8 protein-coding genes are annotated in these 12,309 nt (G+C 72.3%); 4 read left to right on the top strand and 4 right to left on the bottom strand.

Going from position 1 to position 12,309, the window contains the following annotated elements:
- The first annotated feature begins 88 nt into the window (after nucleotides 1–88).
- Both GA0070603_RS17915 and GA0070603_RS17910 read left to right on the top strand, forming a co-directional pair.
- Nucleotides 89–406 (top strand): WXG100 family type VII secretion target, encoded by a 318-nt coding sequence (locus GA0070603_RS17915; RefSeq protein ID WP_091322065.1) that lies wholly within the window; start codon nucleotides 89–91, stop codon nucleotides 404–406.
- 18 nt (nucleotides 407–424) lie between these two features.
- A complete protein-coding gene (locus tag GA0070603_RS17910) occupies nucleotides 425–718 on the top strand; it encodes a WXG100 family type VII secretion target (protein ID WP_091315243.1) in 294 nt (97 codons plus the stop codon).
- A 162-nt stretch (nucleotides 719–880) separates the two neighbouring features.
- Here the strand turns inward: GA0070603_RS17910 and mycP are convergent, their stop codons facing one another.
- Nucleotides 881–2,083, bottom strand: a complete 1,203-nt coding sequence (gene mycP, locus GA0070603_RS17905; protein ID WP_091315239.1) for a type VII secretion-associated serine protease mycosin — start codon at nucleotides 2,081–2,083, stop codon at nucleotides 881–883.
- Nucleotides 2,084–2,235: 152 nt separating this feature from the next.
- On the opposite strand from mycP, the gene GA0070603_RS31520 reads away from it, so the two are divergent.
- Nucleotides 2,236–5,571, top strand: coding sequence for an SseB family protein (locus GA0070603_RS31520; RefSeq protein ID WP_244282553.1), 3,336 nt, complete (start codon nucleotides 2,236–2,238; stop codon nucleotides 5,569–5,571).
- Entirely contained in the window at nucleotides 5,568–5,933 is a 366-nt protein-coding gene (locus tag GA0070603_RS17890; protein ID WP_091315236.1) for a UCP033725 family protein, read from the top strand. Before GA0070603_RS31520 ends, GA0070603_RS17890 begins: the two co-directional genes overlap by 4 nt.
- 1 nt (nucleotide 5,934) lies before the next feature.
- Here the strand turns inward: GA0070603_RS17890 and GA0070603_RS17885 are convergent, their stop codons facing one another.
- The 3 genes from GA0070603_RS17885 to GA0070603_RS17875 form a co-directional block, all read right to left on the bottom strand.
- The gene (locus tag GA0070603_RS17885) at nucleotides 5,935–6,867 is read right to left on the bottom strand and encodes an alpha/beta fold hydrolase (RefSeq protein ID WP_091315232.1); all 933 of its coding nucleotides are present in this window, start codon (nucleotides 6,865–6,867) and stop codon (nucleotides 5,935–5,937) included.
- Nucleotides 6,868–7,025: 158 nt separating this feature from the next.
- Complete coding sequence (locus tag GA0070603_RS17880) at nucleotides 7,026–9,458, bottom strand: immune inhibitor A domain-containing protein (protein WP_091315229.1); 2,433 nt, start codon at nucleotides 9,456–9,458, stop codon at nucleotides 7,026–7,028.
- Nucleotides 9,459–9,743: 285 nt separating this feature from the next.
- Nucleotides 9,744–12,044 (bottom strand): immune inhibitor A domain-containing protein, encoded by a 2,301-nt coding sequence (locus tag GA0070603_RS17875; protein WP_091315226.1) that lies wholly within the window; start codon nucleotides 12,042–12,044, stop codon nucleotides 9,744–9,746.
- Nucleotides 12,045–12,309 lie beyond the last annotated feature (265 nt).

Here is a 12,309-nt window from a genome sequence, read left to right as displayed (position 1 = left end):
TTCCCCCTTCTCCGGCGGCGCGCTCCGGCGAGTCCACGGTGGTCGCTCAGCGACCAGCCACGACCGAGGAGACGAGGTGACGTCCGGGGTGTCCCAGACCCAGGCAGAAGCCGCGGTGATGCAGCAGACCGCCGCGAAGTTCGAGCAGGTCGACCAGTCGCTGCAGACCATGCTCAGCGGCCTGATGGCCGAGCTGGAGGTGTTGCAGCAGGCCTGGCGGGGCGCCGGTGGGCGCTCCTTCGCGCAGGTCAAGCAGCAGTGGGCGCAGGATCAGGCGGCCCTGCAACGGGCGCTGCGGGAGACCGCGACCGCGATCCGCACCGCCGGCCGGCAGTACGACGTGTCCGACACCGAGGCCGCCGGCCGGGTGGCGGGCACCAACCGCGGCATCCAGCTACCGCTCTGACGCACGGGAAGGACCCAGATGGACCACGGTGTGCTGGTCGTCAACTTCGCCGCCCTGCAACAGGCCGGCGCGGACATCCAGAGGGCGCTGACCACCCTCGAAAGCCAGCTCGGGCAGCTCGAACGCGACGCCGCCCCGCTGGTGACGAGCTGGTCCGGCGAGGCGCGCGAGGCGTACGAGCAGCGGCAGGCCCGCTGGCGGGCCGCCTCGCAGGACCTCCAGGCCATGCTGCGCGACATCAAGCTGGCCGTGGAGGACTCCGCGGCCGACTACCTCGACACCGAGAAGCGCAACGTCAACCTGTTCCAGTGACCGCCGGCGGGCGGCACGGGCACTCCCGCCCGTGCCGCCCGCCGCTGCGTCAGCTCCGGCCGGGCGCCTCAATCCTCTCCGAACGGCCTCAGTTCCGCCCGGGTGGCGTCAGGTCCCACCGGGGTGCGTCCGTTCCGGCCGGTGGCGTCCGTTCCGTCAGGGTCAGGCCGGGTCGGCCGGGTGCCAGCGGCGGCGCGCCCCGCGGGGCAGCACCACGGCGAGCAGCATCACCAGGAGGGCGGCGGCCCCGGTGGTGCCGGCCACCAGCAGCGCCCGGTCCCGGGCCGTCGTCCGGCGCGCCTGCCGCGCCAGCTCCGCGGCGTCCGGCCGGTCGACCGGGAGCGCCGCCCCCGTCCCCCGGCCGGAGGCCGGCCCACCCGTCTCGGTCACCGCGCGGTACGGGTTCAGCACCCCCGTGCCGTAACCGTCCGCCCGCCCCGGAGCCGGGTCGGCGCTCGCCACGATCCGCCGGGCGACCTCGGCCGCGTCCAGTTCGGGGCGGTACTGCCGGACCAGCGCCGCGGTGCCGGCCACGAAGGGCGCCGCGTAGCTCGTCCCCTCCGCCCGGTGGTGACCCTGCCGGGGCGCCGCCATGAGCACGTCGCTGCCCGGGGCGACCAGGTCGACGTACGGGCCGGTCTGCGAGAAGGCGGCGCGGATGCCGTCCGCCCCGATCGCGCCCACCCCCAGCACCCCGTCATAGGCGGCCGGGTACGGGCGGGGGTCGCCGCTGTCGTGCAGGTTGCCGGCGGCGGCCACCAGCACGACGTCCCGCCGGACCGCGTAGGCGATCGCGGCGCGCACGGCGGGGTCGTCCGCGTACAGCACGACGGACAGGTTGACCACGTCCGCGTCGTGGTCCACCGCCCACCGGATCGCCCGCGCGAAGTCGGCCGCCCCGACCGTACGCCCCGACTCCCGCCCCTCGACCACCTGCTGCTCGCTGACGCGTACCGGCAGGATGCGCGCGTCCGGCGCGAGCCCGCGGAAGGCCACACCCGGCCGGGGCGCGGCGGCGATGATGCTCGCCACGCCGGTGCCGTGCCCCGCGCAGTCCCGGGTGCCGTCGCCGCCCCGGTCGAGGAAGTCGACCCCGTCGAGCACCCGGCCGGCGAGCTGCGGATGGGACCGGTCCACCCCGGAGTCGACCACCGCGACCACCACCCCCGCGCCGGTGGCGAGGGGGGCGAGCCGGTCCGGCGCGTACCGTTGCTGGGGCCAGGGCTGCTCCGCGACGGGGCGGGCCGGCGTGGGCGGCGTGGCGCAGGCCGACGGTGCCCGGGCCGCCGCCGGGGCGGCCGGAAACCCGGCGACCAGGAGGGTCACCAGAACGGCCAGGGCCGGGCGCGCGGTGGGCCGGGACATCGACGGCCTCCGTATCGTGTCGACTCCGGAACGGGATGTTAGCGCCTCGCCGACGACCCGGCCGACCGTCGATGGCCAGGCATTGTGATCTTGTTACCACCTTGTAGGTTGTAGGCGATGCCTGTGGCCTGTTCGCGGAAGGAGACGTGGCCGTGACCGGATGGGAACCGGCCACCGAGGCCGAGGTGGCGATGCGGGATGCGCTCCGCGCACAGGACCAGCAGCTCTACTTCCGCGTCCTGACCCGCGTCGATCTGCTGCTGCCGGTCGCCGCGGAGAAGCCCGCCGGGCGGGGCCCGACGGGCTGGGGCACCTGGACCACCGGGGGCCGCACGCACGTCCTGGCCTTCACCTCCGCCACCGCGCTGCGCGCCTGCCTGGGCGAGAACGCCGGCGCCACCCGCCGGGTCCCGTACGCCGACCTGGCCGCGGACTGGCCCAACCACGAGTGGTGGCTGGCGGTCAATCCGGGGCTGCCCATCGAGGGCTACCTGCCGGCCTGGTTCGTCGCGCAGCTCGCCCGGGGCGACGTCCGGCTGCCGGGCCGGACCATGGGCGCCCGCGCTCGCCTGGAGCGGGTGGAGAGCGCCGCCCGGGCCGCCCGGGGTGGCCCGCCCGCGCCCGGCCGGGACGTCCCCCCGCCGCCCGTGTCCCCGCCGCCTGTGTCCCCGCCACCCGTGTCCCCGGCGGCCGGAGGGCGGGTGCCGCCGGCCCGCAGCGAGCCGGCCGGCGAGCCGTCGACAGTTCCGATCCCCACCGTTCCCGCCCCGAGCACCCGGCCCACCGTCCCCGGCGCGGCCGACCCGCCCGCCCCACCACCGTCCCGCCGCCCCGACCCGGCGAACGGCCGTCCGGCCCGCCCGCTCGGCCGCCGTACGTGGGACGACGCGCGGCCCACCGGCCCCGCCGGCAGCGAGCCGGGCGCGGACAATCTCGACGGCTGGCTCACCGACCTGCGTCGGCGTCCCGACGAGCCGGATCCGTTCACCGATGCCGGCCGCTCCGGCCCCACCAACGGCCGATCGGTCGAACCCGCGCCGCCACCCGCCCGATCCTTCTTCGAGCCCACCTCCGGCCGTTCGCCCCGGCGCCCCTCGCCGCTGGACGCGCCGCGCCGCGGCGGGGACCGGGCGACGCCGCCCTCCCGGTTCGCCGGCGGCGGCCAGCCGTTCCCGCGCCGCCGGCCGCTGAACGAGCCGGTTCCGGAGGACCCGACGCAGGCGTTCCGGGTAAACCCGGCCGAACCGACCCCGGCGAGCCGACCCGCGGAACCGGAGCGGCCGTTCCGCCCGGCCCCGGCCGCAGAGGCCACCCAGGCGCTGCCCCGGCGGCACCCCGGCACGGGCGACGACCCGGGATCGGAGGACCAGACCCAGCCGATCCCCGGCCCGGCCGACCTCGCCGAGGCCGAGGAGCTTCCGCCGTCGATCGCCGAGCCGGTGTCCGCCCCACCCGCGTCGCGCCGGGGCTTCACCCCGATCGTCATCGAGGGCACCGTCATCGAGTCCCGCGAGCTGACCGAGCCGGCGCCGCGCCCCGCCGCCGTTCCGCCGCCCGCGCCGTACGCGGTGCCCACGGTGCCCGCCGCCGCCTCCGCGATGGCGTCGGCCACGGCGCCGGCCGCGTCCCCGGGGGACGGCGGCCCGGCGGCGCCCTGGGCCGGTCCCACCGACCCCACCGTGCCGCTGCTCGTCGACCCGCCTCCGTCGCCGGTCCTCGACCGTGCCGCCGGGCCGTCCGACCTCCGGGCGGCTCCTGCCGCGGGGACGCCCGCCGACATGCCCGCCGAGCGGACCGTGCCGCTGTCCGGCCCGTCCGCGCCGTTGTCCGGCCCGTCCGCGCCGCACGCGTCGAACCCGGCCGACGATCCGCGCCCGTCGCCGCTGTTCACCGCTGCCGGCTCGGGGGACGAGCCGACCGCGCCGCTGGCGGGGCCGCCCGCCGGCCCGGTGGTGTCCCCGCCCGACCGGGGCGCGACGGCGGACGAGGCGACGACCTCGCTGTTCGCGCCCACCTCCCCGGCGCCCGAGCCGACCACGTCGCGGTTCGCCTCGGCCTCCCCGGCGCCCGAGCCGACCGCGTCGCTGTTCGCGTCGACGGAGCCCACGGCGCCGCAGCGGGACCGGAGCGCCCCGGCGGAGGAGAGGACAACGCTCTTCGCGCCGGCCCCTTCTGAGGACGAGCGGACCGAGCCGCTGTTCGAGCCGCCCGCGCCCCCGCCGGACGTGCCCCTCTTCGAGCCACCCGCAGGGACGGACACGCGGCCGTTCACGCCGGCAGCCGAGGAGCCGACGACGTCGGTGTTCGCGCCGAATGTCGCCGCTGACGAGGCGACCACCTCGGTGTTCGTACCGACCGCTGCCGCCGCGGAGGGGCCGGCCACGTCCATGTTCGCGCCGGCTGCCCCGGCGGCCGAGCCGACGACGTCGGTGTTCGCGCCCGCGGCCGGGCCCGTGCCGCCGGAAAAGCCAACGGCCGGAGCCGCAGGGTCCCCGGTGGACGGTGCCAGGGACGCCGACTTCGTGCCCGCCAACGAGGTCGAGGAGGAACTGCTGAGCGCGGCCGGCAGCGGCAGCACCGACAGCTTCCTCACCACCCTGCTGCTGGCCCGGGTGCTGCTGCCGGTCGCCGCCGATTCAGTGGCGGGCAGCCGGCCGGGCGATCCCGGCTTCGTCTGGTGCACGGAGCAGATCGACGGCGGGACGTACGTGGTGGTCTACACCTCGCCCGAGCGGCTGGCGCACCGGGCCGGCGGCCCGACCGAGACGGTACGGGTCAAGTTCGTGCAGCTCATCCGCCGCTGGCCGGACGTGAGCTGGTCGTTCGCCGTGAACCCGGGCACCCCGGTCGGGGCGACGTACCCGGGGGAGCAGGTTCTCGCGCTGGCCAACTGGGCCGCCGAGGTGGGGCTGGGTGACGACCCGGAGACCGAGCCGGAGCCGCCCACCACCGCACCGGCGCCGTCGGCCGAGCCCCGGCCCGCTGCGCCGGCGGTGGACCCGGCCCGCCCCGTGACCATGCAGAAGGCGATCGCTCCCAGCCAGCTCGCCTACTACCTGGAGCGCGGCTACGACCGGGTGTCCGGCTTCGTGCACCGGGCCGGCGAGCTGGCCCACCTCGGCACCCCGGCCGAGCTGTACGACGCGCTCGGTCTCGGCCACCCCGGCTCGCCGTTCTCCCGTGACGCCGAGGAGATCTACGTGTTGCGCTGGCCGGCCTACCGGCCGAGCCTCTACCGGATCCCCTACGGCGGGCAGAACGAGGGCGCGATGCGGGCGATGGAGGGCTGGGTGATCGAGCGGCCCCCGTTCCGCGGCAACGGTTTCGCCCCGGGGGAGAGCAGCGACGTGGTCGCCGAGTTCAAGGTGGACAGCGCCCGGCTGCCGCACGGCGCCGAGCTGTGGCGGATCGGCGCGGATCGCAGCGAGCGGGTGGTCGCCGTGCTGGACACCGACGCGCTGCTCTGGGTCAGGGCGGACGAGGCGTGACCCGCGACGGCTACGTGGCCCGCTGGCGGGGCCGGGAGTACCAGGCCAGCCCGGACGGCGGCGACGTCCGCCTGTACCAGCCGGAGCCGGGCGAGGGCTTCACCGAGGTACGCCCCGGCCGGCACGTCCGGGTGGTGCCGGTTGCCGAGGTCGAGGACCTGGCGTACGTGCGGACCACCTGCACCTGGCAGGGGCAGCCGTTCATCGTGCTGGCCGAGCACGACGGCTGGCTGCGCGTGGAGTACACCGGCGGCCGCTGGCCGGTGGCCCAGAAGATGGGGCTGGAGGCGTTCGACTTCGGCGTCTACCAGGGCTGGGCGCCCGCGAACGAGGTGACCGACCTGCGCGAGCAGCGGGTCTGAGTCAGGATTTCGTCCAGCGCAGGATCTCGCCGAGCACCAGGTCCCGGGCCTCCACGTGCGGGAAGTGGCCGACACCGTCGAGCAACCGCCACTCGTAGGGCGCGGTGACGTAGCGGCCGGAGCCCTGGGCGGTGCGGGGCAGTGAGGCCCGGTCGAGCGCGCCGTGCAACTGGAGGGTCGGGGTGGTCAGCGGCTTCTGCATCAGCCGGACGAACCGGTAGCCGTGCAGCCGCAGCACCGACCGGAACGCCCAGCGGTAGCCCTCCATGGCGCAGAACGCCGCCTGCGGGATCTGCATGGCCACCCGGCAGCACCTGGCGTACGCGTCGAAGTCGGGACCGTTCACCCAGCGCGGCCCGCCCCACCGGCGCAGCATCGCCTCGACCTCGGCGGCGTCGTCGCGGGTCAGCACGTGCTCGTAGCGGGGGAGCTGGAACTTCAGCGTGGGCGTGGAGGCGGTGAACTGGCCGCGGGGGTCGGCGAAGATGGCGGCCCGGAGCCGGAGCGGATGCGGCGCGCCGAGCACCACGAGCCGCCGTACCAGGGTGGGGTGGAACGAGGCGGCCGTCCAGGCGATGAGCCCGCCCGCGCCGCTGCCGACCAGGGTGGCCGACCGCTCGCCGAGGGCCCGGATCAGCCCGGCCACGTCGGCGGCGAGGGTGTAGCCGTCGTACCCCCGGGGTGGCTTGTCGCTCGCGCCGTAGCCGCGCAGGTCGACGGCGACGGCGCGGAAGCCGGCGTCGGCGACCGCCGGCAGCATCTCGTGCCAGGCGTACCAGTATTCGGGGAAGCCGTGCAGGAAGAGCACCATGGGGCCGGTGCCGGCCTCGACGACGTGGAAGCGGCTGCCGTTGGCGCCGACGAACCGGTGCGTCCACGGCCCCTCGGGGAGGACGCAGGACTCGTCGACGGGTCCGCCGCGCTGGTCGGTCATGGGGCACAGCCTAGGGCGGGCACCGCGTGGGCGGGCCCGCAGGTGGTGAGGATCAGGGGATTCTCCGGGACGGGCGCGGCCGGCACGGCCACCGGAAAGGGCGATGCCCGGGCAGGTGACCTGCCCGGGCATCGCGAGGTGTAGCGGTGATCAGCGGCTCAGGAGAAGCGGACCTTCATCGAGGTGCCGTCCTGCTGGAGAACCTTGATCTTGACGCCGGCGGCCGGAACCTTGACGCCGTGGTTCGGCAGCTCCGGGTACCAGTACTGCTTGGTGTCGTCGAACAGCGGCTGCGCGGCCTGGCCACGGATGTACTGCGGCTGGCTGTTGATGTGCAGCGTGAACGAGTCCGCCTTCTTCAGGCTGAACGGCGCGTCGTAGACCTGGACGCGGGCCCGCCACGGGGCGCCGGTCAGGTTGTAGATCGGCCGCGGGTGCGCGTCGATGATCAGGTTACGACCCTCGCCCGGGTGGGCGAACGTGTCGTTGTCCGCGTACCGGAGGTTCCAGTACGAGATCAGCAGACCCGTCTGGTACGCGTAGTGATCCACGTAGTCCGGGCGGGTGTTCGCGTAGCCGAAGAAGTACGGGCCGGTCTTCAGGTACTTGTCGTACGAGACGTACGACCGGTTGCCGGCGATGTAGTAGTTGTCGAAGAGCCGGGTGTAGCTCTCCCCGGTGATGCTCCAGCCGTCGAGCGCCCAGTCCCCGGCACCGGCCTCGGCGCCGTCGCTGAGCACGGTCTGGCCGTCGGCGGTCACGGTGATGGCGTCACCGAAGAAGCCGCCGGAGGAGACCCCACCGTCGGTGAGGTAGTGGAAGCGGAACTGCACGACCTTGCCGGCCGCCGCGTCCATCGGGATGTTGATGTCCACCCACTTGCCCGCGCTGCTGCCGGTCAGACCCGGGGTCGGGTCGGTGTTGGACACCGGCGGGATCGGCTTGCCGTTGACCGTGCCCGGCAGGGCGGCCCAGGTCTTGCCGCCGTCCAGCGACGCCTCGAAGAAGAGGTAGTCGTAGCCGGTCTCGATGTTGAAGCGCCCCTTCATGGACAGCGCCGCCGAGGTCTTCCCGGTGAAGTCGAGCGTCCTGGTCATGGTGTTGTCCAGGTCGTCGTCGTTACCGGAGAAGTACTGCTTGGTGCCCTCGAACGGAGCGCCGTACTGGAAGGTGTACTCCCGCTGTGGCAGCACCACGACCGCGGCCTGCGCCTTCTTGGAGTTGTACTCCTGCGGGCCCAGGTTCAGGTCGCGCTTCTGCCCGGCCTTGACCACCTCGTAGTCGAGCCAGCCGAGCTGGAGCTTGTTCCAGGCGCCGAGGTCGCCGCCGCGCTCGCCGATGCCGGCGTCGTTCTTGCCGCTGAGCCGGCTCTGGGCCATCAGGGTCCAGTGCTCGTTGTTGTTGTCCCCACCACTGATGACGTTGTAGTCGTCCGGCAGACCGAGGTCGTGGCCGTACTCGTGGTAGAAGACGCTGCGGCCACCGTTCTCCGGCTGGATCGTGTAGTCGCGGATCCAGACGCCGGTGTCGCCGATCTCGGTGCCGCCGATCGGGAAGTTCGGCGGACCGACGCGCGACGTGTTGTACGCCGCCCACCGGTGGCTCCAGATGGCGTCCTCACCCTGGTGCGGGTCACCGTCGGCCTGGTCGCCGCCGGAGTGGACGATCTGGAAGTGGTCGATGTAGCCGTCCGGCTCGTTGAAGTTGCCGTCGCCGTCGTAGTCGAACCGGTCCCACTGGTCGAACGACTGCATGTCGGCCTTGATCTGGGCGTCGGTGCGGCCCTTGGCCTTCTGGTCGGCGACCCACTGGTTGGCGGCGTCGCGGATCAGGTCCCAGGTGTTCGGGCAGACGTTGTCCGCGCAGACGGCCGGGTCGTTGGCCGGGTCGTCCGAGTCGTCGGCGATCGGGTCGTCCGAGCGGCCGTACCGGGCGGCGTTGTACTTGACCTTCACCCAGTCGGTGACCTCACCGTCCACCGTGTAGCGGCCGGACGACTGGGCCTCGTAGTACTGCTTGAGCGACTCGTCGCCCGGCTTGGTGCCGAAGTACAGCTGCCGGAAGTAGTCGGCGCTGTAGTCGGCCTGCCAGACGGTGGAGTTGTCCACCGCCCGGTTGGGCTGCGGAATCTCGTTGTGCCGCGGACCGTCGAACCGGGTCGGACCTGCGATGTCCGGGTTCGTGTCCTTGTCCGGGTAGGCCGGGTCGCGCTCGTCGCCGAACTCGGCGAGGATCACGAAGATCTTGTCGGTCCGTTCCCGGGCCAGCTCGACGTACTGGTCCTTCTTGCCCGCCTTGTTGCTGGCGGTCCGAGCGCCGGCCGCCGCCGCCGCGCCGCCGGCGGTCTCGCCGACCTTGACGACGGTGCTGCCGTTGATCTTCTGGGCCTTGGCCCGGCCGGACAGAACCTCGCTGAGGCCCTCCTGGCGGAGTGCCCGCCGCTTGTCCTCGAGCTTGTCCGGCAGATCGTGAGGGGCCTGCGGCTCGGCCGCCGCCGGAGCGGCAGCCGGCAGCTTCGGGGTCGGCGCCGCGCTGGCGGCCGTGCCCGCCACCAGCCCTGTCGCCGTCAACGAAAGCCCGAGCAGACCCACTGCGACTTTGCGCACGTGGTACCTCCGGTGTGAGGGAACCGGCCCTACGGGGGTACGGGCCGGTGGACGGTCCCACTTGTGGGACCACTGGTGAAGATAGACATTCCCGTGACGCGTGGGAAGACAGGCGCGTCGATTTGTAGCAACTTTTTGATGGGAACGCTCCTCACCGTCACATCGGGGTCGGTCGATCGGGTGGGGTTGAGCTGGGACGAAATGCTTCGGGGTACGCGAAAGGGGCCGGTGGCGTCGCCGCCACCGGCCCCTCGCGTTGGTGCTACCCGATCAGTTGGTGACCTTGACGACCATGTCGCTGGTCGGGGTGGTGCCCTGCTTGAGGATCTCGATGGTGGTGCCGGTGCCGGCGACCTTCACCGAGTTCCACGGGTTGCCCGCGTTCCAGTACTTGGCGATGCCCTTGTCGCTGAAGATCGGCTGCGGGTCGAGCGCCGGAACGGTGACCGCCACGTCGTTCTTGTGGAAGGTCTGCGCCGGCTTGGCGTACAGGCTGAACGTGGCGTCGTAGCCGTTGCGCCGGTTGGTGATGGTGCCCTGCCCGCCGACGTTGATCTTGTCGGGACGGACGTCCACCGGCAGGTTCAGGCCGTAGCCCGGGTGCGTCGACGTGTTGTTGTCGCCGTACGCGTAGTTCACGTACCAGACCAGCATGCCCTGGTGGTTGGAGAAGTGCTCCACCCAGTTCGGGCGGCTGGCGAACCCGTAGTTGTACGGGCCGGTCCGCAGCGTGTCGTCGTAACCGAACCAGGTCCGGTTCTCGGCGATGTAGAAGCGCGGGTAGGTGTCGGTCACCGAGCCGGTGATCCGGGTCCAACCCTTGGCGGTCCACTCCGCGGCGAGGGTCTCCGCGTCGTCGGTCCACGCGACCGAGCCGTTCTTGGTCAGCGAGACGTTGTCCAGGAACGGACCGGCGAAGTGCACGCCACCGTCGGTCGCGTAGCGGTAGCGGAACAGCACGGTCTGACCGGCGAACGCCGACAGGTCGTAGGTCGAGTCGACCCACGCGCCGTTGCTGGAACCGTCGATGCCGCTGTCACCCGCGTCGACCAGGTTGTTCTTCAGGTCGGTCCAGGTGGCGCCGCCGTTGTTCGACACCTCGGCGTAGAGGTAGTCGTAGTCCTCTTCGATGTCGTACTGCAGCTTGGAGGTGATCGACGCGGAGGTCGCGCCGGTCAGGTCCAGGGTGCGGGTCAGCGTGGCGTTCAGGTCGTCCGCGCTGCCACCCCACCACTCGTACGACCCGCCGAAGGGCGTGTTGTAGTTCGTGGTCTGCGTCTGCGCGGGCAGGTTGACGACGACAGCCTGGGCCTTCGGCCCGTCGCTGTCACCGGCCGGGCCCAGGGTCACCTGGGTGCTGCCCTTGCCGTACTCGACCGTGCTGTGGTTCAGCCAGCCCAGGAAGAGCTTCGACCACGGGTCCATGTAGCCCGGGGTCGAACCGATGTCGTCGGTGCCGTGGCCCAGCCACGAACCCGAGGACATCAGGCTCCAGAAGCCGACGCCGTTGTCGCCGCCCGCGGTGTCGTACAGGTCCGGCAGACCGAGGTCGTGACCGTACTCGTGGGCGAAGACGCCGAGGCCGCCGTTCTCCGGCTCCGTGGTGTAGTCACGGATCCACATCCCGGTGTCGCCGATCTGCACACCACCCGCGAGGTTGCCGGCCGGGCCGGCCTTGCCCTCGAGGTTGGTGAACGCCGCCCAGCGGTGCGACCAGATGGCGTCCTCGCCCTGGGCGCCGCCGCCGGCCTCCTCGCCCTCACCGGCGTGCACCGCCTGGAAGTGGTCGAGGTAGCCGTCGGGCTCGTTGAAGTTGCCGTCGCCGTCGAAGTCGTACCGGTCCCAGATGTCGAACTGGGCCAGGTACGCCTTGATCTGCTCGGGCGTCTTGCCGGCCGCCTTCTGGGACTCGTACCAGGACGTGGCGCTGTCCTTGATGAAGTTCCAGTAGCCGTCGGCCTCGGAGATGGCGTTGCTGCCGTACCGGGCCTCGTTGTAGGGAACGGTGACCCAGTCGCTGACGTCACCGTTGACGGTGTACCGGCCGCCGGACTGCTTGAGGTAGAAGTCCCGGAACGACTCGCCCTCACCGTAGAACATGTCCATGTAGTGGGCCCGGTCGAAGTTGGACCGCCACAGGGTGCTGTTGTCGTCGGTGGAGCTGCCGTCCCAGTTGCGGTCCGGCTCGGGGATCTGGTTGGCCACCGGACCGGGGGTTCCACCGGTGCGGGGGTCCGTCTTGTCGCCGAAGTTGACCAGCATGGTGAAGATCGGGTCGGTCTTCGGGGCCTGCTGGTACTCGACGAACAGGTCGTCCTTGACCTGGATGACCTTCGAGCCGTTGCGCGTCTGGAGCTTGGCCTTGCCCTGAAGCAGGTCGGCGATCGCCTGCTTCTTGACCTCCCGCTGCTGATCCGCCTTCGGATCCGCCAGGTTGTCCTTGTGCTTGGCCTTCTCGACGCCGGGGGTGGGCTCCGCCGCCGGGGCGGCGGACGCCGGCGTCGTGACGACACCGGCTGCCAGCAGCGCGGCCGCGGCCGAGGCCAGGCCCGCTGTGACTCGTCTCCTCAAAGGTCCTCCTCCTTTGTGGATCTGTTACATGACGGGGACGGCGAAAGCCATCACTGTCATGTCATGCGTCACTCACAATGACAGGTGTTTGCATCGTTGTCACCGGTCAATCACCTGATGATTAGGCCTGGATTCCCGGACAAATCCGGGCGAAAGCGCTCAGCGATTCGACGCCGATTCACATTACGTTTTGGCCACGATCACGTTGAGTAACGGCGATTATGAGGTCCCCAAAGGGGAGCGCAGGAGCCCGCGAAAATGTCAC

The sequence above is a fragment of the Micromonospora chersina genome, from assembly GCF_900091475.1.
In the GTDB taxonomy this organism is placed as follows: Bacteria; Actinomycetota; Actinomycetes; order Mycobacteriales; family Micromonosporaceae; genus Micromonospora; species Micromonospora chersina.
The sequence above is the reverse complement of the archived record's forward strand: the minus strand, read 5'-3'. Positions and strand labels throughout refer to the sequence as shown.

Bases quoted from the DNA above. Each gene is read 5' to 3' on its own strand.
- GA0070603_RS17910 (WP_091315243.1), top strand. From the start codon at position 425: ATGGACCACGGTGTGCTGGTCGTCAACTTCGCCGCCCTGCAACAGGCC.
- GA0070603_RS17885 (WP_091315232.1), bottom strand. From the start codon at position 6,867: ATGACCGACCAGCGCGGCGGACCCGTCGACGAGTCCTGCGTCCTCCCC.
- mycP (WP_091315239.1), bottom strand. From the start codon at position 2,083: ATGTCCCGGCCCACCGCGCGCCCGGCCCTGGCCGTTCTGGTGACCCTC.